Consider the following 25,038-nt stretch of genomic DNA (forward strand, 5'->3'; position numbering starts at 1 on the left):
GTGGCCCCGACAACGGTCACCGAACCCTGAGATGAAGGCATCTGCGTGGCAACACAAGGCTTTACACGGTCGCTTGATCGCTCGTGACATCTGTGGCCGTGGCTGGAGCGGGGGCCGGCGTGCCGCGCAGCCGCGACAGCAGCGCCCGCAGCGCGGCCGGCTTGACCGGCTTGTTCAGGAGCTCGATGCCCTTGGCCTCGGCTTCGGCCCGCACCGCTTGCGTGCGGTCGGCGGTGATCAGGATCGCCGGTAGGTGGGTATCGAACTTCCACCTGAGCTGGACCACCGCCTCGACCCCCGTTCCCTCGTCGAGGTGATAGTCGACGATCAGCACATCCGGGGTCTCGCCGCTTTCGTAGGCCTTGCGCTCCGCCTCGCGCGGATCGTGGGCGGTGGTCACGCGGCATTGCCAGCCGCTGAGCAGCACCCGCATGCCGTCGAGGATCTGCGGCTCGTTGTCGATGGCCATCACATGCAGGCCCTGCAAGGAGCCCGCCGGCGCACGGGGAGCCGGTGCGGCGGCGCGGGCGGGCAGGGCGGCGGCGGCCGGCAGGTCGACGCGGAACCGGGAGCCGGTTCCCGAGGCCGAGCGCAAGGACACCGGATGGTCGAGCACCCGGGCGATCCGCTGGACGATCGCCAGTCCGAGGCCGAGGCCGCGCGCCTCCCGGGCGCCGTCGTCGAGGCGCTGAAACTCCTGAAAGACTGCCTGAAGCTTTTCCTCTGGAATGCCGATGCCGGTGTCGATCACTTCCACGCAGATCCGCCCGGCGCGGCGCCGCACCCCCACCAGCACCCGGCCGGTGCGGGTGTATTTGATGGCGTTGGAGACAAGGTTCTGCAGCAGGCGGCGCAGCAGACGCCGGTCGGAACGCACGGAAACCGAGCTGGGCAGGATGCGCAGGTCGAGCGCCTTTTCGCGGGCGATCGGCTCGAATTCCATGCGCAGCGGATTGAGGATCTCGTCAAGCCGGAAGACGCTGACCTCGGGCTTGAGCACGCCCGCATCCAGACGGGAAATGTCGAGAATCGCGCCAATGATCTCCTCGACCGATTCCAGTGACGAACTGACGTTTTCCGCCAGATCGCGGCTTTCGCCGTCGCTGAAGCGCTCGGTCAGGCTGGAGGCGTAGAGCCGCGCGGCGTTGAGCGGTTGCAGGATGTCATGCCCGGCGGCGGCGATGAACCGGGTCTTGCCGAGATTGGCCTCCTCGGCTTCGCCCTTGGCAAGGCTGAGCTCCTCGTTGACGCGGGTGAGTTCCTGGGTGCGTTCGCGCACCCGCTTCTCCAGCGTCTCGTTGGCGCGGGCCAGCGCCTCTTCGGCCAGCACCCGCTCGGTGATGTCGGTATAGGTGGTGACGATGCCGCCGCCGGGCATCGGATTGGTGCGCACCTCCAGCACGGTGGCGCTGGAGCCCATCTGTTCCTGAAACGTGCGCTGACGTACCGCCAGCTTGTCGATCCGGTCGGCGACGATGGTCTCGACCGGCGCGTTGCCGTACTCGCCGCGCTTGGCGTTGTAGCGGATGATCGCATCCAGCGGCGTACCGACCTGACCGTATTCCGCCGGCAGGCCCAGAAGCTCGCGGAACTGCCGGTTCCAGCAGATCAGCCGCAGGTCGCGGTCATAGACGGCGATCCCCTGGCGCACCTGGTCGAGCGCGGTCTGCAACAGGTCGCGGTTGTACTGGATGGCGACCGTGGCATCGTCCAGGAGCTTCATCGCCCCCTTGCCGGTGGGATCGCGCCGCTTGATCAAGAGCGACAGCACCAGGCGGGAGGAGGCGGCGCCGATGGCGCTGGCGAGGATCTGCTCGGAAAACCGCAGGATCTGCGCATCGGCCGGGGCGGTCATGTCGGTCTGGAGGCCGCGCTCCCGGGCAAAGCGCTGGAACGACCGGTCGGTGCGTTCCTCGCCCAGATAGCGGGCGATGGTGGAGCGCAGGTCGCCCACGGTCACCGAGGTGCGCCACAGCCGCAGAACCGGTGTCGGCGACAGCTCGGAGGGCACGAAGATGTTGGCCTGGAGCCGTTCGAGCGGTTCGGGCGCGCGCGCCAGCGACACCAGGACGAAGACCACCAGATTGACCGAAAGGCTCCAGAACACGCCATGGGTCAGCGGGTCGAAGGAGAGCGAGAACAGCGCTTCGGGCCGCAGCAGCCAGATGCCGAACGGACCGTCGCGCAGGATCGCGTCCGGAATCAGTCCCGACTGGGCGAAGGTGGGCAGCAACAGGGTGTAGAGCCAGAGGGCGAAACCGGACAGCATGCCGGCGATGGCCCCGCGCGCGGTCGCCCCGCGCCAGATCAGGCCGCCGAAGAACGCCGGGCCGAACTGGGCGATGGCGGCGAAGGACAGAAGGCCGATCGAGGTCAGCGCGGCGGTGTCCCCGGCGGCGCGGAAATAGGCATAGGAGAGCAGCATCGTCACGAAGATCGCCGCCCGCCGGGTCAGCAGCAGCATCTGGCTCATGTCCTCGCCGGAGGAGGAGATGATGGCGTCCTCGCTGCTGCGGCGCAGCACCAGCGGCATGACCAGGTCGTTGGAGATCATGATCGCCAGCGCCACGGCGGCGACGATCACCATGGCGGTGGCCGCCGACAGGCCGCCGAGGAAGGCGAACAGCGCCAGCCAGGGGTGATCGGCGGCAATCGGCAGGGCCAGCACGTAGCTGTCCGGGTTGGCGCTGGGGTCGAGCAGGATCATTCCGGCGGCGGCGATCGGCATGACGAACAGGTTGATCGCCACCAGATAGAGCGGGAACAGCCAGGTGGCGCGGCGCAGCTCGGAGCTGGAGTTGTTCTCCGTCACCGTCACGTGGAACTGCCGGGGCAGCATTACGATGGCACAGGCCGACAGCAACGACATCACCAGCCAGTTTCCGCCCGACAACTCGCTGGACATGGCCGCCGTGACCTCCGGGTGCGCCGCGATCGCCTCGCTGAGGGCGCCGGGACCATCGTAGAGCCAGAAGGTGACCCAGATGCCCACCGTCAGGAAGGCCACCAGCTTGACCACCGCTTCCGCCGCAATGGCCAGCATCAGGCCTTCCTGATGTTCGGTCGCGTCGATGTGGCGGGTGCCGAACAGCCAGGCGAACACCGCCATGCCGATGGCGATGATCAGGGTGATGTCGTTGAAATAGGGCAAGTCCGGCCCGCCATGCTCCAGGTCGATCTGGGCGATCATGGTGGTGATCGACAGGGAGACGGCCTTGAGCTGCAGGGCGATATAGGGAATGACCCCGACCACGGCGATGATCGCCACCACTGCGGCGACCGACTGGCTCTTGCCGTAGCGCGCGCCGATGAAGTCGGCGATGGAGGTGATCCGCTCGCTCTTGGCAAGGCGAATGATTCGCCGCAGCAACGGGTAGCCGAGGGCGAACACCAGCATCGGGCCGACGTAGATCGTCAGGAATTCCAGGCCGCTGTGGGTGGCGGTGCCGACGGAGCCGAAGAAGGTCCAGGAGGTGCAGTAGACCGAAAGGGACAGGGCATAGATCAGCGGCCGGCCCTTGCCGGGGATCATCGGCCGGGCGCGCCTGTCGCCATAACTGGCGATTGCGAACAGCAGCAGTATGTATCCGAGCGCCGCGAAGACGACGACCCATCCCTGGAGCATTGTTGTTGGTTCTCCTCGCGGCCCTTGCCTCCGGACCGTGGATCGGACCACAGTTGCCCGGCACTGTCCATCGAGACGAAAGCGGGAAGGCGGAAAGCGGAAATGTTGCGCGCTGCACTGGAACGACTGCGCTGGCCCGGCCGCAAGGGGCGAGAGGCTGGACGGATCGGCGACCCGGGGGCGCTGCGCCGGGCACTGGCCGAACAGGCCGTCTACCTCGCCGCCCGCTCGGTGACCGAATACACCCGCATGCGCGTCGGCCGTCACTGGCCGCGCCTGTTCGCCGAGGACAGCTTCCAGCAGGCGCTGGAGACGGCCTGCCGGGACACCCGGCCGCTGGTGCTGTTGTGGCTGGCCCGCACCGCCGATCTGGCGCTCTCGGGAAGCGCCGCAGCGGTTGTCGCCGACGCGGGCCGGGCGGCGCTCGGTGATCTCGATTGTGTGCCGCTGGCTGGAGGCGCGCCTGTGCTGGCGCATGTGCGTGCCGAACTCGCGGCACTGGGGGCGGCGCCGCCGCTGCCGCTGACCGATATCGTTCGGCCGCGCGAGGCGGCGCTCTTCGTCGATGCGCTGCCGCTCGATCCGATGTTCACCGAGGATGACGCGGACACCATTCGCAACAGCCTGCGGCTTCTGCTCGCCGGTGCTTATGAGACCTTCACCCGGCAACTCAACGGGCCGGCCCTGGCGCATGCCGCCGCCAAACCGGCGTCAGAGCCGGTCTCAGGATGACCCGCCCCGCCGGCTGTCCTATGACCAAACCCTGGAGCGCTGCGTGTCCCCTGGTTCTTCAACACCGCTGATCGCCCTTGAGGCGGTTGTCTTCGACACTGAAACCACCGGTCTTGACACCGCCAGCGCCCGGCTGGTGCAGATCGGCGCGCTGACCGTCGCCAGCGGAGACCTGGTCGCCGGTGAGGAACACGTGCAACTGGTCGATCCCGGCACGCCGATCCCGGAGGCTTCCACCGGCATTCACGGCATCACCGACGAGATGGTGCGCGGGGCGCCCTCCGCTGCCGAGGCGATCGAGGGCTTGCGTGCCTTCGTCGGCGAGCGGGTGACGGTCGGCCATACCACCGGTTTCGATCTGGCGATCTTTCAGGCCGAAGCACGCCGTGCCGGCGCGCCGGCCTATCGCCCGCGCGGGCTCGACACCCGGCTTCTGGCCGAGGTCGCCAATCCGGCGCTGCCCGGCTACAGCCTCGACATGGTTGCCGCCTGGCTCGGGGTGCCGGTAGAGGGGCGGCATTCGGCGCTGGGCGATGCCCGGATCACCGCGCGGGTGTTCCTGGGTTTGCTGCCGCATCTGGCCGCGCGCGGGGTCAGGACCCTGGCCCAGGCCGATGCCGCCTGCCGCCGTCTGACGCGGGTGCTGGACGATCAGGTCAGCGCCGGCTGGGTCGAGCCGCCGGCCGTGGCCGCCGGGCTTGCGGCGGAAGGCGCCTTTGCCCGGATCGACACCTATCCCTATCGACACCGGGTGGGGGAGATCATGACGCCCGATCCGGTGCTTGCCGGCATGGGCGATACGCTGGGCACCTGCGCCGCGCGGATGGGCGCCCGGCGGATGTCCTCGCTGTTTCTGCGGGAGGGAGCGGGCACGGAGGAGGCGCCCGCCTCGCCGCCGCAGGTGTCCGCCCTTGGCATTATCACTGAGCGGGACGTGCTGCGGGCGCTCAGCGCCTATGGCGCCGCCGCGCTGGACATGCCCGCCGGCCGGTTCATGTCGCGGCCGCTGGTGTCGGTGCCGGCGGAGGCCTTTCTCTATCGCGCGCTGGGCCGCATGGCCGATCATGGCCTGCGCCATCTGGCGGTCGCCGATGAAGGGGGCGCGCTGGTCGGGGTGGTGGCGGCCCGCGATCTGCTGCGGCTGCGCGCCGGCGAGGCGCTGTCGCTGGGCGATGAGATCGATCAGGCGGAAACGGTGGCGCAGCTTGCCCTTGCCTGGGCGCGCCTGCCGGAGGTCGCCGCCAGCCTGCTGGGCGAGGAGGTCGGCGTCAACGACATCGTCGGCGTCATCTCCCGCGAGGTCGGGGCGCTGGTGCGCAGCGCCGGGCGGCTGGCGGAGGCGGAGATGATCGCCGCCGGCGCGGGGGGCGCGCCGGTCCCCTACGCCCTGCTTCTGCTCGGATCGGCAGGGCGCGGTGAATGTCTCCTCAACACCGATCAGGACACCGCGCTGGTCTATGCCGAGGCGATGGACCGGGAAGGGGCGGAGCAGTGGTTCGCCGCCTTCGGTGCGCGGGTGACCGAAATCCTCGATGCCGCCGGCCTGCCGCGCTGCCCCGGCGGGGTGATGATGGCGCGCAGCGAGTGGCGCGGCAGCATCAATCAGTGGTGCGAGCGGATCGATCTGTGGCTGTCGCGCTCCCAGCCGCAGGACGTGCTCAATGTCGGGGTGTTCTTCGACCTGCGCCCCGTCGGCGGCACCGCCGCGCTGGCGGAGGACCTGATGCGCACCGCCTATGCCCGCGCCCGGGGGCGCACCGGTTTCGCGCGCATGCTCGCCGGTGAGCTCGACAGCTACCGTCCGCCGCTGACCCTGTTCCGGCGGCTGAAGACGGTCGAGGGGCGGCTCGATCTGAAACGGGCGGTGCTGTTTCCCGTCGCCGTGGCGGCGCGCACCCTGGCAATCCACGAGGGAGTGCTGCTGCGCGAGACCCCGGCCCGCCTTGCCGCCATCGGCGAGCGCCATCCGGCGGCAGCCAGCGATCTCGCCGCGCTTGCCCGGGCGCGCGATCTGGCACTGCGCCTGTTGCTGCGGGCGCAGCTCGACGCGATCGCGGCGGGCGCCTCGCCCGGGGAACAGGTGAGCGCGCGGGAGCTGTCGCGCAGCGACGCCGCCGCACTGCGCGGCGCGGTGCAGGCCCTGGCGCCCTTGCCGGAAATCCTGAGGGGCGTTCTGGCCAATCGCTGAACGGGCCGATTCACGCCGCCGCCACACCGTGATAGACAGCAGATGCAGGAGGAACGGCCAGACATGCCGGAACTTGTGACACAATGGGATCGGACGGGATTGAGAATGCTTCAGGAATTCAAGAAATTTGCCGTCAAGGGCAATATGATCGACATGGCCATCGGCATCATTATCGGCGCGGCCTTCAGCACCATCGTGTCGTCGCTGGTGGATGACATCATCATGCCGCCGCTTGGGCTGGTGCTCGGCGGCGTCGACTTCTCCGATCTGTTCGTCGTTCTGAAAGCCGGAACCACCCCCGGTCCCTATCCCACCGTCGAAGCGGCAAGCGAAGCGGGCGCGGTGACCTGGAACATCGGCCTGTTCGTCAACGCGGTGCTCAAGTTCCTGATTGTTGCCTTCGCATTGTTCATGGTGGTCAAGAGCATCAACAAGCTGCGCCACAAGGAAGCGGAAGCACCGGCGAAGCCGGCGGCTCCGCCGCGCAACGAGGTGCTGCTGGCGGAAATCCGCGACCTTCTGAAGGAGCGGAGCTGAGGTCTGATTGGCGCCTTCCGCCGCCGCGCGCGGCGGGAGGGTGGCTTTTTTGCGTTTCTTGCCGGCGGGATCGGCGTTCAAGGTGTAGTGGATCATGACTGACTGTGTCGCGGCATTGCGTCCGCAAGCCCGCATGGCGCCCGAAAGCGGGATCGTCGAGGTGGTGAATTTCGCGCGTGAGCGCTCCGATCTGATCCCCTTGTGGGTGGGCGAGGGCGACCTGCCGACGCCGGAGTTCATTCGCCAGGCAGCGGCTGCCTCGCTGGCCCGGGGCGAGACCTTCTACACCTATCAGCGGGGCATCCCGGCGCTGCGTTCGGCGCTCGCCCGCTATCACCTCGCCCATTACGGCCGCGACTGGGGCGCGGAGCGCTATTTCGTCACCGGCTCGGGCATGCAGGCGATCCAGCTTGCCGTGCAGGCAGTCGCCGGCGAGGGGGACGAGGTGGTCTATCCCTCGCCGGCCTGGCCGAATTTCCCGGCCGCGGTGGAGGTGATGGGCGCGCGTGCCGTGCCGGTGCGGCTGGAGTTTTCGCAAAACGGCTGGTCGCTCGACCCGGAGCGCCTGTTCGCCGCCGTGACCGACCGGACCCGGGCGATCTATCTCAACTCGCCCGGCAATCCCAACGGCTGGGTCGCCGATCGCCAGACGCTCCAGACGATCCTTGACGAAGCGCGCCGGCGCGGCCTGTGGATCATCACCGATGAGGTCTACAACCGGATCATGCTGGACGGGTCGGCCCGGGCGCCGTCGTTTTATGACGTGGCCGAGCCGGACGATCTGATTCTCTACGTCAACACCTTCTCCAAGAACTGGGCGATGACCGGATGGCGGGTCGGCTGGCTGTCGGCGCCGCCGGCGATGGGACAGGTGGTGGAAAACCTGATCCAGTATTCCACCTCCGGTGTGGCCGAGTTCATGCAGCATGGCGCGCTCGCGGCCATCGAGCAGGGCGAGGCGTTCCTGCAGTCCCAGCTCGAACGCTCAAAGTTGGGGCTTGAGATCGTCACCGAAGCGCTGTCGGCCACCGGGCGGGTGCGTTTCGCGCAGCCGGCGGGCGGTTTCTACCTGTTCTTCGGCGTCGAGGGCGAGCCGGACTGCCGGGACCTGGCGTTGAAACTGGTGTCGGAAACCGGCGTCGGCCTTGCGCCGGGGCGGGCCTTCGGAACCGGCGGCGAGGGCTTCCTGCGGCTGTGTTTCGCGCGCTCTGCCGACGATCTGCGCCGGGCCGGTGAGCGGTTGCAGGACTGGCTGTCGCGTTGACGCCGCCCGCCGGGATGCGTTACGGATTTCTGCGTAAGCAATTCAACGTAACCTTGCGCGGGCGAATAGAGAACGGTGGTCATGGTATCGGCCGAAGGATCTGCGCTCACGACGATGCAAACGGGCCGATAAGCGATGGATGAAGACCAATCCGGGGGCGGCCCGGTTACACCGAGTGTGTCCGAGGCACGCCTGTCGAGCGTGCTCGGGACGGCGGTGGATGGCATCGTCGTGATGGACCATCAGGCGCGGATCATCTTGTTCAACACCGCCTGCGAGAAGCTGTTCGGCTACACGGCGGACGAGGTGCGCGGCCAGAACGTCAAGATCCTGATGCCGGAGGACTTCGCTCTCGCCCACGACCGGTTTGTGTCCAACTACCTCACCACCGGCGAGAAGCGCATCATCGGCATCGGCCGGGAGGTGCGGGGCAAGCATCGCGACGGCCGGGAGTTCCCGATCGAGCTGTCCGTCGGCGAGGCGGTGACCCCGGAGGGGCGGCAGTTCATCGGCATCATGCGGGATATCAGCGCCCGCAAGGCGGTGGAGCAGCGCCTGGCGCAGGCGCAGGCGCAACTGGTGAGCATGACCCGCATCAGCGCCCTCGATGAGATGGGGGCGGCCATCGCCCATGAGCTGAATCAGCCGTTGACCGCGATCATGCTCTACCTGCAGGCCGCCAAACGGCAGGCCAGCTCCGGCAGCGGCGCCGATTCCAAGCTGGTGGAGATCGTCGACAAGGGCGTCAACGAGGCGGAGCGGGCGAGCAAGATCATCCAGCGCATGCGCCGGTTCGTGGAAAAGCGCGAGCCGGAACGGCGTGCGGTGTCGGTCGCTCCGCTGATCCGGGAGTGCCTGGAGCTGGTGACCCTCGGCAACGCCTGTGACGGGGTGGCTTTCTCCATTGATGTTGAGGACGATCTGCCGCAGATCAGCGCCGATCCGGTGCAGGTACAACAGGTGCTGGTCAATCTCATTCGCAATGCCCTGGAGGCGGTGCGGGCGGTCGAGGACAAACGGGTCTCGGTCTCCGCCGGCGTGCGGGAACGGGATATGATCGTTCGTGTGTCCGATTCGGGCGGAGGAGTGCCCGCCGAACTGGTGCCCAATCTCTTCAAGGCCTTTTCCGGCTCGAAGAAAAAGGGGCTGGGGCTTGGCCTCGCGATTTCCCGGTCGATTGCGCAGAACCATGGCGGGGATCTCGCCGTGGAACAGGCGGGAAGCAAGGGCGGCGCGGCCTTCGTGCTTCGGCTGCCGCTTTATGCGGTGAGCGCCTCCGCGGATGTGCAGGGCGCCGGACAAGAAATGGAAGGATCGTCTGAATGACATCGCAGCCGCATTTGATTCACATCGTCGACGATGATCCGGCGATTCGCGACGCCCTGTCCCTGGTGTTCGACCTCGGCGGGTTCCGGGCGGAATCCTTCAGCGACGGCGATGCCTTCCTGTCCTCCATCGGCGCTACAGATCCGCAATGCGTGATTCTCGACGTGCATATGCCGGGGCAGTCCGGGATCGACATCCTCAAGCGCTTGCAGGAACGCGACTTCTCGGTGCCGGTGTTCATCATCTCCGGGCAGGGCGATATTCCGATGGCCGTGGAGGCGATCAAGCAGGGCGCCCATGACTTCATCGAGAAGCCCTTCGATGCGGACACGGTGCTCACCCGGGTGCGCGAAGCCATCGAAGCGAGCCAGAAGAACGCGGAAAAAGCCGGTCCGGCGTCCACCGCCTTTCCCGGCGCCGACAGCCTGACCCCGCGCGAGCGCGAGGTTCTGAACGAGATCACTGCCGGAGCCTCCAACAAGGAAGCCGGCCGGACCCTCGGCATCAGCCCGCGCACGATCGAGGTGCATCGTGCCCGCATCATGGAAAAGCTCGGCGCGCGCAATGCCGCTGATCTGGTGCGGATCGTCATGACCCGGGCGCAGGCGCAGGACTGAGACCGGCCGAGACGCCCGATCCGGGCAGTGCTCCGGTGCGTTCGACACAGCGCCCAGGCTGCGTCTCCCGCGCCGCCTTCCGTGTTCCTGCGTAGTTTTCGGCGGCACCGATCCCTCTATACTTCTCCGCAAGATGAGACCTGCCCCGGCTCGACCGCGTCGAGAGACGCCATGAAGGGGAGGCGGTTCATGGTCGTGCAGTTCAGCGACTGTGCGGTCCCGGCCGAATGAGCGTGCCGGGACGATGGGGAGAGGCGCAGGTGACTGTTCATATCGTCGAAGACGATCCCGGGGTTGGTGATGCCCTGGCGCTTCTGTTGCAGCAGATCGGACATGAGGTGGTGGTCCATCCGGACGCCGAATCCTTGTTCGAGGATCCGCCGCCAGCGGCGCAGGATACGGTCATCGTCGATCTCGGCCTGCCCGGGGTCAGCGGCGTTCAGGTGATCCGCTGGCTTTCCCGGCTGAAGGCGTCGCCGAAAATCATCGCCATTTCCGGTCAGCCGCGCAAGGCGATCGAGAAGATGCTGGGCGACGACCAGCCGGCGATCCTCTTGCGCAAGCCGCTTACCGAGGAAGCGATCATCCGCCATCTGTGACAGGGCGTGCCGGTCGTCGGCAGGCGGTGCGCTCCGGGTCGAGGCCGGGACCAGCGCGTTTTTCCGCCCGATTGCGAATGCATTTGCTTTCCAATCCTCGCAACTAGGTAAAACGGCGTACGAAAACGCCCGAATTTCAGGAAGCCCCCTCGCTCATTAGGGTGGCACCATGGTCAGGAGGACCCGATGTCGGACGGGGCATCGGTTCCGGGGCAGGCGCGATGTTCGAAGCCTGCCTTGAAGATCCTCTTCTCCTGGCCCGGACCGCATCAGGAGGGTTCAATGGCTTATGCAGAGCGTATGCTGGACACCGCAGGTGGGCCGCAGGCCGCGTCACTGCCCGACGCGCTGGTTTTCGGGTTGAAGGATGGGATGTCGGCCACGGCCCAGTCCCATGCCCCGCATTCGGTGGTGTTCTATGAAGGGGACGACGCCACGCGCTTCTACGAGGTCGATGAAGGCATCGTCATGCTCTTCAAGCTGTTGCCCGACGGGCGACGGCAGGTTGTGGAGATCCTGAATCCGGGGACGATCTTCGGCGTAGCGGCGGGTGATCTGTATGACTGTTCTGCGGAAACGCTGACCCGTACGTCCTTGCGCGCCTTCGACCGCCGTGAGGTGGAGCGCTCGCTTCCCCTGCAACGGCACCTGACCCGCTGCCTGCTGACGCAGATGGAAACGCTGCATGACCATGCGGTTCTGCTCGGCCGCAAGTCGGCGATCGAGCGGGTGTCCAGCTTCCTGATGCGGCTGGTGCCGCAGCGGGGCGGTATCGGCTGCGCGGGGCCGGACAAGGAAAGCGCCTCCGACAGCCTTGATGTCATCCTGACCATGACCCGGCAGGAAATCGCCGATTATCTCGGCCTGACCATCGAGACGGTGAGCCGGGTGATTTCCGATCTGAAGCGGCGCGGTCTGGTCACCGTCGAGCGGCAGGACCGGATCCGCATCAACCGCATCTGCGGCATCTGCCAGCTTTCCGGCATTCACTGACACCGCCACCGGCGGACAAGAAACATTGGACGAGGGGTGGCGAAAAGCAAAGCTGCTTCCCCCTCCTTGCGTCATCTCGGCCCCCGAGCCGGGATCGGAGAGCCCAAAGGCAAGCGTTTTCAATGGACTGGAGCCGAAAGGTCGTGCCTCTCCGATCCCGGATCTCCGCGTGCGCTTCGTCCGGGAGGACGCGGAGTGTGGGGCGATGTCTGGCGTCGAGCCGCCCTTGCCCATGAGGTGGTGTCGTCCGAGGCAACTCCCTCTCGGCGTCATCCCGGCCCCCGAGCCGGGATCGGAGAGCCCAAAGACAAGCGTTTTCAATGGACTGGACCCGAGAGGCCGCGCCTCTCCGATCCCGGATCTCCGCGTGCGCTTCGTCTGGGAGGACGCCTCCCAGAGGGATGTCATCCTCACAATCGGCGGCCGGCGCGTGAACGCGCGGCCGCTTTTTTGTCTGCTCCTCAAGCCTCCGGACGTTCGGCTTCGCTGCTCTGTCAGCCCGGTGGCCCTCGCCACCGCTGCCGGATCAAACCGCGATCGAATGGCGCGCCGCGCCGGCGGCCAGATAGGCATCGAAGGCAGCGGCTGCGACACGGGCGTAGCGCTGGCCGGTTTCGGTGATCCGCACGACCCCTCCATCATAGGTCGCCAGACCGTCGGCGATCATTTCCGCGAGCCCGTCGATGCTCGTGTCGAAATGGCTCGGCGGGAAGCCGAAGCGTTTGGCGATGGCCAGCACATCGGCTTCGTGATCGGTCATCAGCCGTTCGATGATGTCGGCGCGGGCGCGGTCGTCGTCGTCAAGGGCAATGCCCTTGGCGACCGGCAGCTCGCCGGCTTCGATGGACCGGCGCCAACCGCCGATATCCGGCTGGTTCTGGCAATAGCCCTGGGGCAGGCGGCCGATGGAGGAGCAGCCGAGGCCGATCAGCGTGTCCGCCGTGTCGGTGGTGTAGCCCTGAAAGTTGCGGCGCAGGGTGCCGGCGGCCAAGGCGATCGCCATGCTGTCGTCGGGCAGGGCGAAATGGTCGAGGCCGATCGCCGTGTAGCCGGCCTCGCGCAGGGCGGCGCGGGCGCTGTCGGCCAGGGCGATCCGCTCCTCGACACCGGGCAGGTCTGCCTCCTTGATCAGCCGCTGGTGTTTCTTGAACCAGGGCACATGAGCATAGCCGAACAGTGCGATCCGCCCGGGGGCCAGTTCCCGCGTCAGCCGCACGGTTTCGTCGATCGTCGCAAGGGACTGATGCGGCAGGCCATACATCAGGTCGAAGTTCAGCGCGGTGATGCCGACACCGCGCAGAAGGGCCACCGACCGTTCCACCTGTTCGAAAGGCTGGATGCGGCCGATGGCTTTCTGCACGACCGGGTCGAAATCCTGTACCCCGAGGCTGGCGCGGGTGATGCCGATGGTGGCAAGGGTATCGGCAAGCTCAGGTGTCACCGTGCGTGGATCAAGCTCGATGGCATGTTCGATCTCGGGCGTGAAGTCGAAGCGGGTGCGCAGCCGCTCCGCCAGGGCCAGCAGGTTGTCGCGCGGCAAAAGGCTCGGCGTGCCGCCGCCCCAGTGAATATGCACCACCGGCCGGCGCAGGCCGGAGGAACCCGCCAGCCGGTCGGCGACCAGGTCGATTTCCCGCAACAGGGTCTCGGCATAGGCGATCACCGGCTCGTCCTTGCGCGCGCCCTTGGTGTGGCAGCCGCAATAGGTGCAGATCGTCCGGCAATACGGCACATGCAGATAGAGCGACAGCGGGGTGGCCGCATCGATCCCGTCGAGCCAGCCGCCATAGACGGCGGCGTCGATCCCGGCGTGGAAATGCGGCGCCGTCGGGTAACTGGTGTAGCGGGGCACGGTGCGCGTGGCGTAGCGTTGGTCGAGCTGGGTCATGAGCCGCATATGACAGGGAGCGGGGCGGGCTTGCCTTGATTTTTCTCAAGTGCGCTTTTCGGCATGGCCGCTGCGGCATTTTGCGCGGGGGCGGGGCGAGGGGCACGGCGAGCGCGGCTGAATGGGTTGATTGGTTGATTCAATCATGCATTGCGCCTTGCCTGGGGCTAGATTGTTGCCGTCCCCCTCTTGACGATTCTCCGGTTCGGCCATTTCCTCGCTTCGCTCCTCCCCCGGCCTGTCCCTCGTGGCGCTGACCGTTCTCACCTTCGTTACCGGCGGCGTCGGTGGCTGGGCCTTCACAGCGCTCGGCTTGCCGGCCGGCTGGCTGGCCGGAGGGATGGTGGCGGTCGCCGCGCTGGCGATCGCCGGCGTGCCCTGTGTCGTGCCGGACGCGCTGCGGTCGGTGGTCTTCGTCGTTCTCGGCCTGTCGATGGGCTCCGGCGTCAAACCGGAGACGGTGGCCCGGGTCGGCGAGTGGCCGGTGACGATGGGGCTCTTGGTGGGGTCGGTGGTGGCGATCCTGCTGGCGACCTATGTCTATCAGCGCCGCGTTGCCGGCTGGGATCGGCAGACCGCCTATTTCGCGGCGATCCCGGGGGCGCTCTCCTATGTGATGGTGCTGACGCTCGGCTATCCGAAGGCCGACATGGTGCGGGTGGCGCTGGCCCAGAGCCTGCGGGTGTTCATTCTTGTCGCCATCCTGCCGATGGCGCTCACCGGCGGCAGCGTCGCGTCGCTGACACCGGATACGGCGGCGGAGCCCTTCGTCGGTGGCAGCCTGTTGCTTCTGCTGGTGCTGGCCGGGGCGGGCACCGGCTGGGCGGCGCAGCGTCTCGGCGCTCCGGCCGGCGCGCTGACCGGGCCATTTTTTCTCAGTGCCGTCCTCAACGCCAGCGGGCTCTTCGTCTTTACCCTGCCGGACTGGATGACGGTGCCCTGTTTCGCCGCGCTCGGCTGCGTCATCGGCTGCCGCTTTGCCAGCGTCTCGCCCGCCGCCCTTGCTCGGCTCCTCGTGGTCAGCCTCGGCGCCTTTGCTGTCGGCATGTCGATCTCGCTGCTGATTTCGGCGGCCGTCTGGGCGTTTCTCGGCATTCCCTTCGGCCAGGTGCTGCTGGCCTTCGCGCCCGGCGGGCTGGAGGCGATGATGCTGCTGGCCTTCCTGCTCGATCTGGATCCGGCCTTTGTTGCAGCGCATCAATTGGTGCGCTACATCGGCATGGTGCTGATTCTGCCTTTCGTGACGTCGCGTGTTCTGGGGCCTCCCGAAACGGGGGGCGCCGGACGGAATCGGCTGGATATGCGGGATTCTGCGTAATATTCCGGATTTTTCGGGAATTTGATGTGCAAATCGTCGCATTCTCCGTTTGGCGGATGCAATGCATTGCAACATACCCTAAGCCATGTTGACCTGGATCAAGGCGGTTTTCGGGCAATGCGCCATACCGTCTTGCGGGACCCTGGCAAGGGGGTTTGGATCAATAACGGACTCGGGGCGCGGACATGGCTCAAGCAAAAGCCAAATACCTCACGCTTGAGGAAGGCTTCTTTGCGGCTTTCCTTATCGTGATTGCCTTCGCCTGCCTGATCATCGCTGGCAAGACCTATGATCAGGTGATGGCGTTTCACACGTCGCTCGGTGCGCTTTTTGCCGCCGTTGGCGCGTTCATCATCTTCAAGAACTATTTCAACGACGGCGGCATCGAGATCCCGCAGGAGATCGACGGCAAGCCGAACTACAATCTCGGGCCGATCAAGTTCGCCGCCTGGGCTGCCATGCTCTGGGGCGTCGCCGGCTTCACCGTCGGTCTGATCGTCGCGCTTCAGCTCGCCTATCCGGTGTTGAACCTCGACCTGCCCTGGACCAGCTTCGGCCGTTTGCGGCCGCTGCACACCTCGGCGGTGATCTTCGCGTTTGGCGGCAACGTGCTGCTCGGCACCTCCTTCTACGTGGTGCAGCGCACCTCGCGGGCGCGGATGCCGGGGCGGATCGCTCCCTGGTTCGTGATCCTGGGCTACAACGCCTTCATCGTGATCGCCGGCACCGGCTACCTGCTGGGCGCGACCCAGTCGAAGGAATACGCCGAGCCGGAATGGTACGCCGACCTGTGGTTGACCATTGTCTGGGTGTCGTATCTGCTGCTGTTCCTGGGCACGATCTGGAAGCGCAAGGAGCCGCATATCTATGTGGCGAACTGGTTCTACCTGGCCTTCATCATCACCATCGCCATGCTGCATATCGTCAACAACCTGACGATCCCTGTGACGATCTACGGCACCAAGTCCTACATCCTGTGGTCGGGTGTGCAGGACGCCATGGTGCAGTGGTGGTACGGCCATAACGCGGTCGGGTTCTTCCTCACCGCCGGCTTCCTGGCCATCATGTACTATTTCGTGCCCAAGCGGGCCGAGCGGCCGGTCTATTCCTACCGGCTGTCGATCGTGCACTTCTGGGCGCTGATCTTCCTGTACATCTGGGCCGGACCGCACCATCTGCATTACACGGCGCTGCCGCAGTGGGCCTCGACCCTGGGCGCGACCTTCTCGATCATCCTGTGGATGCCCTCCTGGGGCGGCATGATCAACGGCCTGATGACCTTGTCGGGGGCCTGGGACAAGCTGCGCACGGATCCGGTTCTGCGGATGATGGTCGTCTCCATCGCCTTCTACGGCATGTCGACCTTCGAAGGGCCGTTGATGAGCCTGCGTTCCGTCAACTCGCTGTCGCACTACACGGACTGGACCATCGGTCACGTGCATTCCGGCGCGCTTGGCTGGGTCGGCTACATCTCCTTCGGTGCGCTCTACTGCCTGGTCCCGTGGCTGTGGAACAAGAAGCAGGTTTACTCGCTGAAGCTGGTGAACTGGCACTTCTGGATCTCCACCATCGGCATCGTTCTGTACATCTGCGCGATGTGGGTGTCGGGCATCATGCAGGGCCTGATGTGGCGCGCTTACGACAAGCTCGGTTTCCTGGAGTACTCCTTCATCGAGACCGTCGAAGCGATGCATCCCTTCTACGTGATCCGTGCCATGGGCGGCGCCCTGTTCGTCGCTGGCGCCCTGATCATGGTCTACAACCTGTGGATGACGGTTCGTCATGGCGAGGCTGAGGAAGCCACGGCCATCGAGACCGGCGCCATGGCCCCTGCGCAGTAAGGGGGAGAGGCACCCATGTCACTCTGGAACAAGCACGAAATCTTCGAAAAGCACTCCATCGTGCTGGTCATTGGCATCCTCTTCGTGGTGTCGATTGGCGGTCTGGTGGAAATCGCACCGCTCTTCTATCTGAAGAGCACCATCGAGAAGGTGGAGGGGATGCGCCCCTACACCCCGCTGGAGCTGGCCGGACGTAACGTTTACGTCCGCGAGGGCTGCTATCTCTGCCATTCGCAGATGATCCGTCCGATGCGCGACGAGTTGGAGCGCTACGGTCGTTTCTCGCTGGCGGCGGAATCCATGTACGACCACCCCTTCCAGTGGGGGTCCAAGCGGACCGGTCCGGACCTTGCGCGCGTTGGCGGCAAGTACTCCGACGAATGGCACCGCGACCATCTGGTCAACCCGCGTTCGGTGGTGCCGGAATCGATCATGCCGGGCTATCCGTTCCTGCTTGAGACCAAGCTGAACGCCCGCGGGATCTCCGACCACCTGACCGCCAACGCGGTGGCCGGGGTGCCGTATTCGGAGGAGCAGATCGCCGAGGCCCGCAAGGACATGATGGCGCAGGCCAATCCTGATGGCGACGATGTCGACGCCTTCCTGGAGCGCTATCCCAACGCGATCGTCCGCGACTTCGACGGCAATCCGAAGGACGTGACTGAGATGGACGCCCTTGTGGCCTATCTCCAGATGCTCGGTACGCTGGTCGACTTCTCGATCTATGACGACAAGGCGAACCTGCGCTAGGGGAAGGGGATTGCGATGAACGAAGCTTACACCTCCGTCGCCAGCTTCGCCCAGACCTGGGGCTTGGCCTATTTCGTGCTCTTGTTTGCCGGTGTCCTTGTCTATGCACTGTGGCCGAAGAACCGCAGCCGGTTCGAGGATGCCGCGCAGATCCCCTTGCGGGAGGATTGATCAATGGCTGATACGCACACCAAGGAAATCGACGAAATCTCGGGCGTCGAGACCACCGGCCACGAGTGGGACGGTTTGAAGGAACTGAACAACCCGCTGCCCAGGTGGTGGTTGTACATGACCTACGCCTGTATCGTCTGGGCCATCGGCTACTGGATCGTCTATCCCTCCTGGCCGCTGGTCTCCAGCTATGCCACGGGTGTTCTGGGCGACAGCCAGCGTGCCAATGCGCTGGCCGCCTATGATGCCGGCATGGCCGAGCGCGCGCAGATCGGCGAGACGCTGGTCAATGCGTCGCTCGACGAGATTCAGTCGACCCAGTCGCTGCTTGAGTTCGCCATGGCGAACGGCAGGGCCGCCTTCGGCGACAACTGCGCCGCCTGTCATGGGTCGGGTGCCACCGGCGCCATCGGTTATCCCAATCTGCAGGACGACCAGTGGATCTGGGGCGGGTCGCTGGACGAGATCCACACCACCTTGCAGTACGGTGTCCGCTCGGGTCATGACGAGGCGCGGATCGGTGACATGCCGGCCTTCGGCGCCGACGGGCTGCTCGACAAGGAACAGATCCGTCAGGTCGCCAACTATGTGGGCGAAAAGGCGGGCCTTGAGCCGGAAGAGGGTGTCGACCTGGCCGCTGGCGAGACGGTTTACCTCGACAACTGTGCGGCCTGCCATGGCGAGGACTTGAAGGGCATGCGCGAGGTTGGCTCTCCCAACCTGCTGGCCCGGAACTACCTCTATGGCAAGTCGATCGATGCGATCGTCGCTCAGGTGACCGACTCCCGTAATGGCGTGATGCCGGCCTGGTCGACGCGGCTCGATCCGGCGACGGTCAAGTCGCTCGCGGTCTACGTCCACGCACTGGGCGGCGGCGAATAAGCGGCCTATTGCCGAACTGCCACGATACGGAAAAGGCGCCCCCCAGCGGGCGCCTTTTTTGTGTGATGGCCCAGGCTCCGGGAGCGTCTTGCCAGGCGCCGCGCGCGGCTTTCTGCTCTCAGTGAGCCACGAACTCTCGGGTCCAGTCTATCGGAAACGCGGGTCGTTTGGCGCCCCGTTTCCGGCTCCCCGTTTCCGGCTCCCTCATTCCCGGTTCAGAATCGCGATGAGGCCTGCCCTTGGGGCAACGGCTGTTCCACGCCGGACACCGCCCCTCTCTCCGCGTCTTCCCGGAGGCGGCGCAAGCGGCGATCCGGGATCGGCGAGCCACAGTCCGACGGGTCCGGCCCATTCACAACGCGCGTCTTTCGGCTCCGTGATCCTGGCTCGGGGCCGGGCAAACGCGCAGAGGGGCCGTCGCCCTTCGTATGGCCGCAGCGATAGCGCGAGGGCGGGGCGCCGGTGCGCCGCTTGAAGGCTCGGGCGAAGGCGCTCTGCCCGTCATATCCGAGCCTGTGGGCGATCTCACCGATCGGCAACCCCGTTTCGGTCAGCGCCCAAAGCGCATAGGCGAGCCGTGCCCGCTCCAGCAGGCTGCGGAAGGACTGGCCGCTGGCGTCGAGCTGGCGGCGCAGGCTGCGCACCGACAGGCCGCAGTCTCCGGCGATATCGGCCTGAGCGACCCCGCCCTGTCCGAGCCGGCGGTAGATCGCGTCGAGAATCCGGCGTTCCAGATCCGGCGGGGCGGTGCACGGGCGCGGCGGACGATCCCGCCAGGCGCTGTTCCGTCCGTTCCCCGCCATGACCGGCAGGTCGAGCAGCGCGGCGGGAAAGGCCAGGGTATTGGCGGGCTCCCCGTAAAGCGCGGCAAGCCCGGTCGCCCGCTCCAGGCCGGAAGGCCTGTCCCGCTCATGCTCGAAACCGAGCGCGACCAGATGCAGGGCATCACCGGCGAAGCGGCGCAGCACCGCATCGAGGAAGCCAAGGGTAAATTCCACGTCACGAGATCTTGGCCAGATCGACGGATCGTTGATCCGGTAGGTGAGAATGCAGGTGTCGCCCGCGACGGTCCGCCGGAACACGGTACCTTCCTGCAGATGAGCCAGATCCTCCAGCACCCGGTCGATCAGGAGGCCGAGCCGGCGCTCGCGCAATCCGGTCGGGAACAGGCAGTCAAGTGCGGGCTCGGCGATTTTGGCACCGCATTGCCAGAGGCGGGTGACATCGTCGTTCTGCTGTCCGGCCTGTTGCAGCAGGCGGGCAAAGGCGTCGAGCGGAATCGCCGCGTCCGCGTGGGCGGAAGGCTGAAGCGCCAGCCCCGTGTCCCTGAAGGCGCGAGCGGCATCGATGCCGGCGGCGCGCAAGGCATCGGCGATCAGCGGCAGGGCGGCCGCGACGATGGTGGCGGGGGGACTGGTCGAAGCGCACATGGCCGGATCCGATCGAAGGACAGAGCCTGGGGCGACTTGGCGGGTCTGTCAATCACCCGGGAAGGACTGGGGCACCCGGGAAGGACTGGGGCACCCGGGAAGGGCAGGGGCAAGCGGAGAATTGACCGAAGACGTGCGGCCGCTCAGGGAGTGGCCGCACGCCTTGTCGTCGGGTCAGTTGGGCAGACGGATCGTCAGTGCCGGGTTGTGCGGGAAGAAGTTGAACGGCCGCAGCATGAAGCCTTTCCACATGGTCGACATCACCGGCCAGTCCTCCGTGTGCGGCACGTGGTGAAAGCCCATCGTGTACCAGGTCACCACATCGGTGTTTTCAATGGGCCGGTCCTGCGCCGCCCAGCTTGCCAGCGTGTCGGTACCGTCGCTCTGGAAGGCGAACTGGCCGCCCGCATAGCGCTCCTCCGCCCGGTAGGGGGTGTTCCAGAGCGTGTATTCCACATAGGCGTTGCGCTTCATCGGCATGTCATTGACGTAGTCGAAGGGCGAGTAGGCGACCGAGTTGTTCGGCACGATCATGTAGCCGGGCCGGTGGCCGAGGGGGCCTTCGGCGGACATGTTCATGATGTGATACATCGCCGGCGTGTTCGGGTTGACCTTGAAGCGGCCGCCGAGTTCGGTCTTCGCCGGCACGGTCTGCGTCACCCACATGGACCGGCGCGGTGCCGTCTCCTCCGGTTCACCCGGCACCAGGGCGGTGCGCATGAAGGTGTTGTCCCGGCCGTCAATGTCGAAATCGAGCTTGAAGTTGAAGAAATGATCGTGGTTCGGTGCGATCAGGTTCGGGGCAATGAGCGTGCCGTGCCGGGTTTCCTCCGCTGCGCCCGCGTCCTGCATCGACCTGATCGCCGCGCCCTTGACCGCGTCCAGCCCGGTGGAGCCGACCATCACGTCGATGCGGCCATCCTGATGAAAGACATAGTCGACCAGATAGTCGTAATTGCCTACTTCGGAGGCGGAACGGACCACCAGTTGGGTCGCCGGGCGCCCTTCCGCCGGGGTCTGCTGGGTCTCGCTCTGGGCGAAGATCTCGTAGTGGCGCCAGGCCGGATCGCCGATGTTGCGTTCGAAGATGCACATCGCACCGGGAATGGTGAGCGGTTCGCCGTTGTCCTGATGCACCACCGCCGGCAGATAGGTGGCGTAGGCGGGGCAGTCGATGCCGGCGCGCAAGGGGGTCAGGAAAATGCCGAAACCGTATTCGCCGCTGTCCATGTAGGTGCGCCAGTACCAGCCGTCATCCGGGTCCATGTACGGCACGAACACCTCCGACAGATGCGCCTGGTAGAGCACCGAGCGCCAGCGTTCGCCGTCCCTCACGTCGATGTTGGACAGGACGACGCCCGGCCGCTTGTCGACGCGGGCGCGGAACCGCCAGATGTCCCAGGAAATCAGGCCATCCTCGATGGTGACGTTAGACCCGCCGGGCTGGGACAGCGTCGCCGGCGAGCTTTTCGGGCGCAGCGCGCCGGTGCGGGCTGCGACCTCCTCCTCGGTGTAGCCCCAGGGATCCTCCGGCACCGGCAGGGCGCCGGAATCGAGCACTTCGACCACCGAGCCGGCATTGAGGTCGACCACGGCGAACAGCCCCTCGATCGGCTTGGCGTAGAAGTTGGAGCCTTCCGGCAGCACGTAGCACGGCACTTTCATCAGCCGCCGGCCGGCTTCCTCGGGAAGGCCGAACCGGCCGGCCGTGAGCGGCAGGCAGAACACCTCCTCGGGGGCGAGGTTGCGTTTTTTCAGCCCGGCGATGAAGGCCGGGTCGCCGGTGGCCAGCTCCATCGCCGTCAGGAATTCTGAAAGCAGGATCATGGTCTCGCCGGCGGCGGGGACAACCGACACCACCTTGTCGGCGGCAAGGTCGATTTCGGCGACGAAGGCCCCGTCACTGGTCTTGTAGTGCACCTCGACCGTTCGCGGTTCCGGCGTGCCGGGCGTCCAGGCCAGGACCGTGGATTTGTCCGGCTCCTTCAGCGAGATATAGGGGAAGAGCGTATCATCGCTGACATCGCCGTTCTGGCGCAAGAGGGTGACCGCTTCGGAAATTTCCGCCTCGCTCAGCCCGTCGAGCGGATGGGCGGCAAGACCGTGCAAGGTGGCGGTCAGAGCGATGGCGCCGCCGGCAATGAGATGTGCAAGTTTCGTTGGTCGCATGAAGAGGCTCCCCCCCAAGGCTGGTGATCCCGTCCGGATGCAGGGAGCCGCCATTCTGCCGGGTGGTCTCCGCTGCCTCGCCAGGCTAGCGCGCGCGGCGGCGGCGCGTTGTGCATTTTGGGCCAAAATGTCGCACCTGGAAAAAAGAACGGAGCAAAATTGCGTCTTGTTGTTACCGGGTTGTGCGGAAAACAGGCCAACTTGCGTTACTATGAAACTGGATGCGCGCCGATGGAGGGATCGGCGGGGCCGGTCAAGGCCGGTGGGAGGACGCGGCAGGTGACGGATTGTCGCGGTGTTGACGTGTCGCAACCCCAAGGACATCCGCGCGGCATATGATGCGACCAAGCGAGAAGGGAGTGGGCGAGCTTATGCCCGGCTTCCAGGCCTTGCGTGGTCCCAAAGGGGCGGGACGACGAGAGACAGGAAACATGGACGGAACAATGCGCGCAGAAACGGATCCCGCCGGAGCCGGGGCTCATCCGGAGGAGTGGTTTGCCTCCGCCAAGAAGATCTATCCGATGGCGGTACATGGCACCTTCCGCAAGATCAAATGGGCGGTGCTGTTTGTAACCCTCGGAATCTATTACTTTTTGCCGTTCGTTCGCTGGGATCGAGGGCCGGACGCCCCCGATCAGGCGGTGCTGATCGATATCGCCGGGCGGCGGGCCTATTTCTTCTTCATCGAGATCTGGCCGCAGGAGGTCTACTACCTTACCGGCCTGCTGATCCTTGCGGCGATGGGCCTGTTCCTGATGAACGCGGTCGCCGGCCGGGTGTGGTGCGGGTATCTCTGCCCGCAGACCGTATGGACCGATCTGTTCCTGTGGATCGAGCGCTACACCGAGGGTGATCGGCGCGACCGGATGCTGCTTGCCAAGGAGCCCTGGGGGCTGCGCAAGGTCACCCAGAAGATCTCGAAACATACCCTCTGGCTGCTGGTCGCCTGGTGGACCGGTGGCGCCTGGGTCCTGTATTTCTCCGACGCGCCGACCCTGGTGAAGGATCTGGCGACGGGGCAGGGCCCCTTCGCCGCGTACCTGTGGATTGGCATCCTGACCTTCACCACCTACGCGCTGGCCGGACACATGCGCGAGCAGGTGTGTATCTTCCTCTGCCCCTGGCCGCGCATCCAGGCGGCGCTGACGGACGAGGAAGCGCTGAATGTCACCTATCGCTACGATCGCGGCGAGCCGCGCGGCTCGCTGAAGCAGAACCGCAAGCTGGAAGCCGACGGGCTGCCCGCCGGGGATTGCGTCGACTGCGCCCAGTGCTTCCATGCCTGTCCGACCGGCGTGGATATCCGCAATGGCACCCAACTCGGCTGTATCCAGTGCGGCCTGTGCATCGATGCCTGCGACGCGGTGATGGACAAGGTGGGCAAGCCGCGCGGCCTGATCGCCTATGACACGGACGAGAACGTCAAGCGGCGCATGGAAGGCAAGGAAACCTTCGTCCGCATCGTTCGCCCGCGCACGGTGATCTATGTGGCGATGATCGCGCTGGTCGCCGGCATCATGGCCTATGCACTGGCAACCCGCGCCTATGAGGGCGTGAATGTCCTGCACGATCGCAACCCGATCTATGTGGAGCTGTCCGATGGTGCGGTGCGCAACGGCTACACGATCCGCCTGTTGAACAAGCGCCCGCTTGCCCGCGACTTCATCCTGTCGGTCGAGGGCATGCCGGAAGGAACCCGGATCGAGGCGGTTGGCATCGAGGAGACCGTGCTCGGCAAGCCGGTTATTCCGGTGGGGCCGGACACCACCCGTGAGGTGCGCGTTCTGGTGTTCTCGCCGGCCGAGGCGACGATGGGGAAGACCACGCCGGTGACCTTCCGGATTACGGAAACGGTGATGGGCGATGTGGCCCGGGCGCGGGACTTCTTCAAGGCGCCATGATGATGGGAGGCCCCGGCATACCGGGGCCTCGTCTTTTCGCGGTAAATGTCCCGATGGGGCCATTGCCGACTGTCGCGTCATGCCGCAACGCGGTATGATGCCGCGCAAGGATGGTCCATCCATGATCCCATGGTTCATGGATACAACGTCAAAGCGATTGCACACATGACCTCAATGACCGAGCCGGCACGGAAGCCGGGGGGCGGAAAGCCGATTTCCGGCAAGACCGTTCTTGCCTGGATCCTGGGATTCTTCGCCGTCGTCTTCGCGGCCAATGCCGTGTTCATCTACCTCGCCGTCGGCTCCTTTCCGGGCGTTGTCACGGAAACGGCCTATGAGGAGGGGCTGGCGTATAACGAAGAAATCGCCGCCTCGCGCGAACAGGCGCTGCTCAACTGGACCGTGGACGGCTCCGTCTCCCGGATCGAGGGCACGAATGCCGCGATCCTGGTGGATGCGAAGGACGCCGAGGGCGCCCCGCTGGTCGGTCTGACCGTGACGGTGGTTCTGCTGCGTCCGGCGAGCGCGGAGCCGGAGCGCACGGTCGTTCTCCAGGAAGGGGAACTGGGGCGGTACCGGGCGGAGCTGGCCGACATGGCGGCGGGTCGCTGGATCGTCAAGCTGTTGGCCGAGGGCCGCGGTGGGGAAAGCTTCCGCTCGTTCAATCGGGTCTATCTCGACGAATAGAGCGGGCGCCGAACGGGACCCTCGGCGGCCGGACCGGGAGGTCGCCATCGCGAAGCGGCAATCGCCGGAAGGCGTCAGGCCGCTTCGTCGCGAGGCCTGCCGGGCACTGGCGGTCCGGGT

19 protein-coding genes are annotated in these 25,038 nt (G+C 66.1%); 15 read left to right on the plus strand and 4 right to left on the minus strand.

What is annotated here, in order from left to right:
* Positions 1-61: 61 nt before the first annotated feature.
* Positions 62-3,625 carry a PAS domain-containing hybrid sensor histidine kinase/response regulator gene (locus LC062_RS06390; protein ID WP_224910194.1) on the minus strand — a complete coding sequence of 1,188 codons (3,564 nt, stop codon included), beginning with the start codon at positions 3,623-3,625 and terminating at the stop codon, positions 62-64.
* A 102-nt stretch (positions 3,626-3,727) separates the two neighbouring features.
* Between LC062_RS06390 and LC062_RS06395 the strand changes: the two genes are divergently transcribed.
* From LC062_RS06395 to LC062_RS06430, 8 genes are all read left to right on the plus strand, one after another.
* The gene (locus tag LC062_RS06395; protein WP_224910195.1) at positions 3,728-4,357 is read left to right on the plus strand and encodes a hypothetical protein; all 630 of its coding nucleotides are present in this window, start codon (positions 3,728-3,730) and stop codon (positions 4,355-4,357) included.
* A gap of 43 nt (positions 4,358-4,400) precedes the next feature.
* The gene (locus LC062_RS06400; RefSeq protein ID WP_224910196.1) at positions 4,401-6,545 is read left to right on the plus strand and encodes a DUF294 nucleotidyltransferase-like domain-containing protein; all 2,145 of its coding nucleotides are present in this window, start codon (positions 4,401-4,403) and stop codon (positions 6,543-6,545) included.
* 105 nt (positions 6,546-6,650) lie between these two features.
* Positions 6,651-7,082, plus strand: coding sequence for a large-conductance mechanosensitive channel protein MscL (gene mscL / locus LC062_RS06405; protein ID WP_318246095.1), 432 nt, complete (start codon positions 6,651-6,653; stop codon positions 7,080-7,082).
* A 94-nt stretch (positions 7,083-7,176) separates the two neighbouring features.
* The gene (locus LC062_RS06410) at positions 7,177-8,346 is read left to right on the plus strand and encodes a pyridoxal phosphate-dependent aminotransferase (RefSeq protein ID WP_224910198.1); all 1,170 of its coding nucleotides are present in this window, start codon (positions 7,177-7,179) and stop codon (positions 8,344-8,346) included.
* 177 nt (positions 8,347-8,523) lie between these two features.
* A complete protein-coding gene (locus tag LC062_RS06415) occupies positions 8,524-9,672 on the plus strand; it encodes a two-component system sensor histidine kinase NtrB (protein WP_224910199.1) in 1,149 nt (382 codons plus the stop codon).
* On the plus strand, positions 9,669-10,289 hold the full coding sequence (locus tag LC062_RS06420; protein ID WP_224910200.1) for a response regulator transcription factor: 621 nt from the start codon (positions 9,669-9,671) through the stop codon (positions 10,287-10,289). The genes LC062_RS06415 and LC062_RS06420 overlap by 4 nt, the downstream gene beginning before the upstream one ends.
* Positions 10,290-10,549: 260 nt before the next feature.
* Complete coding sequence (locus LC062_RS06425) at positions 10,550-10,888, plus strand: response regulator (RefSeq protein ID WP_224910201.1); 339 nt, start codon at positions 10,550-10,552, stop codon at positions 10,886-10,888.
* A gap of 282 nt (positions 10,889-11,170) precedes the next feature.
* Positions 11,171-11,881, plus strand: a complete 711-nt coding sequence (locus LC062_RS06430) for a Crp/Fnr family transcriptional regulator (RefSeq protein ID WP_318246096.1) — start codon at positions 11,171-11,173, stop codon at positions 11,879-11,881.
* 526 nt (positions 11,882-12,407) lie between these two features.
* On the opposite strand, the gene hemN is transcribed toward LC062_RS06430, so the two are convergent.
* Complete coding sequence (gene hemN, locus LC062_RS06435) at positions 12,408-13,769, minus strand: oxygen-independent coproporphyrinogen III oxidase (RefSeq protein ID WP_224910202.1); 1,362 nt, start codon at positions 13,767-13,769, stop codon at positions 12,408-12,410.
* 247 nt (positions 13,770-14,016) lie between these two features.
* On the opposite strand from hemN, the gene LC062_RS06440 reads away from it, so the two are divergent.
* The 5 genes from LC062_RS06440 to ccoP all read left to right on the plus strand — a co-directional run bounded on the left by LC062_RS06440 (position 14,017) and on the right by ccoP (position 18,731).
* On the plus strand, positions 14,017-15,087 hold the full coding sequence (locus tag LC062_RS06440) for an AbrB family transcriptional regulator (RefSeq protein ID WP_224910203.1): 1,071 nt from the start codon (positions 14,017-14,019) through the stop codon (positions 15,085-15,087).
* 185 nt (positions 15,088-15,272) lie between these two features.
* Positions 15,273-16,928, plus strand: a complete 1,656-nt coding sequence (ccoN, locus tag LC062_RS06445; protein ID WP_224910204.1) for a cytochrome-c oxidase, cbb3-type subunit I — start codon at positions 15,273-15,275, stop codon at positions 16,926-16,928.
* A gap of 15 nt (positions 16,929-16,943) precedes the next feature.
* Entirely contained in the window at positions 16,944-17,678 is a 735-nt protein-coding gene (ccoO, locus tag LC062_RS06450) for a cytochrome-c oxidase, cbb3-type subunit II (RefSeq protein WP_224910205.1), read from the plus strand.
* 15 nt (positions 17,679-17,693) lie between these two features.
* A complete protein-coding gene (locus LC062_RS06455) occupies positions 17,694-17,849 on the plus strand; it encodes a cbb3-type cytochrome c oxidase subunit 3 (RefSeq protein WP_181761964.1) in 156 nt (51 codons plus the stop codon).
* 3 nt (positions 17,850-17,852) lie between these two features.
* Positions 17,853-18,731: a cytochrome-c oxidase, cbb3-type subunit III gene (gene ccoP / locus LC062_RS06460; RefSeq protein WP_224910206.1), complete on the plus strand. Its 879-nt coding sequence runs from the start codon at positions 17,853-17,855 to the stop codon at positions 18,729-18,731.
* A 215-nt stretch (positions 18,732-18,946) separates the two neighbouring features.
* Here ccoP and qhpR read toward each other — a convergent pair whose 3' ends face one another.
* Both qhpR and LC062_RS06470 read right to left on the minus strand, forming a co-directional pair.
* A complete protein-coding gene (gene qhpR / locus LC062_RS06465) occupies positions 18,947-20,161 on the minus strand; it encodes an AraC-like transcriptional regulator QhpR (protein ID WP_224910207.1) in 1,215 nt (404 codons plus the stop codon).
* A 174-nt stretch (positions 20,162-20,335) separates the two neighbouring features.
* Complete coding sequence (locus LC062_RS06470; RefSeq protein WP_224910208.1) at positions 20,336-22,330, minus strand: copper amine oxidase; 1,995 nt, start codon at positions 22,328-22,330, stop codon at positions 20,336-20,338.
* Between the two features lie 443 nt (positions 22,331-22,773).
* On the opposite strand from LC062_RS06470, the gene ccoG reads away from it, so the two are divergent.
* Positions 22,774-24,231 (plus strand): cytochrome c oxidase accessory protein CcoG, encoded by a 1,458-nt coding sequence (ccoG, locus tag LC062_RS06475; RefSeq protein WP_224910209.1) that lies wholly within the window; start codon positions 22,774-22,776, stop codon positions 24,229-24,231.
* A 165-nt stretch (positions 24,232-24,396) separates the two neighbouring features.
* Positions 24,397-24,918, plus strand: coding sequence for a FixH family protein (locus LC062_RS06480; RefSeq protein ID WP_224910210.1), 522 nt, complete (start codon positions 24,397-24,399; stop codon positions 24,916-24,918).
* Positions 24,919-25,038: the final 120 nt, after the last annotated feature.

The sequence above is a fragment of the Stappia indica genome, assembly GCF_020177335.1.
GTDB lineage: Bacteria > Pseudomonadota > Alphaproteobacteria > Rhizobiales > Stappiaceae > Stappia > Stappia indica_B.

Excerpts from the sequence above, each read along its gene's own strand:
- LC062_RS06390 (WP_224910194.1), bottom strand. The coding sequence starts at position 3,625 with ATGCTCCAGGGATGGGTCGTCGTCTTCGCGGCGCTCGGATACATACTG.
- LC062_RS06395 (WP_224910195.1), top strand. The coding sequence starts at position 3,728 with ATGTTGCGCGCTGCACTGGAACGACTGCGCTGGCCCGGCCGCAAGGGG.
- mscL (WP_318246095.1), top strand. The coding sequence starts at position 6,651 with ATGCTTCAGGAATTCAAGAAATTTGCCGTCAAGGGCAATATGATCGAC.
- LC062_RS06410 (WP_224910198.1), top strand. The coding sequence starts at position 7,177 with ATGACTGACTGTGTCGCGGCATTGCGTCCGCAAGCCCGCATGGCGCCC.
- LC062_RS06420 (WP_224910200.1), top strand. The coding sequence starts at position 9,669 with ATGACATCGCAGCCGCATTTGATTCACATCGTCGACGATGATCCGGCG.
- LC062_RS06430 (WP_318246096.1), top strand. The coding sequence starts at position 11,171 with ATGGCTTATGCAGAGCGTATGCTGGACACCGCAGGTGGGCCGCAGGCC.
- hemN (WP_224910202.1), bottom strand. The coding sequence starts at position 13,769 with ATGACCCAGCTCGACCAACGCTACGCCACGCGCACCGTGCCCCGCTAC.
- ccoN (WP_224910204.1), top strand. The coding sequence starts at position 15,273 with ATGGCTCAAGCAAAAGCCAAATACCTCACGCTTGAGGAAGGCTTCTTT.
- ccoO (WP_224910205.1), top strand. The coding sequence starts at position 16,944 with ATGTCACTCTGGAACAAGCACGAAATCTTCGAAAAGCACTCCATCGTG.
- LC062_RS06455 (WP_181761964.1), top strand. The coding sequence starts at position 17,694 with ATGAACGAAGCTTACACCTCCGTCGCCAGCTTCGCCCAGACCTGGGGC.
- ccoP (WP_224910206.1), top strand. The coding sequence starts at position 17,853 with ATGGCTGATACGCACACCAAGGAAATCGACGAAATCTCGGGCGTCGAG.
- qhpR (WP_224910207.1), bottom strand. The coding sequence starts at position 20,161 with ATGTGCGCTTCGACCAGTCCCCCCGCCACCATCGTCGCGGCCGCCCTG.
- LC062_RS06470 (WP_224910208.1), bottom strand. The coding sequence starts at position 22,330 with ATGCGACCAACGAAACTTGCACATCTCATTGCCGGCGGCGCCATCGCT.
- ccoG (WP_224910209.1), top strand. The coding sequence starts at position 22,774 with ATGCGCGCAGAAACGGATCCCGCCGGAGCCGGGGCTCATCCGGAGGAG.
- LC062_RS06480 (WP_224910210.1), top strand. The coding sequence starts at position 24,397 with ATGACCTCAATGACCGAGCCGGCACGGAAGCCGGGGGGCGGAAAGCCG.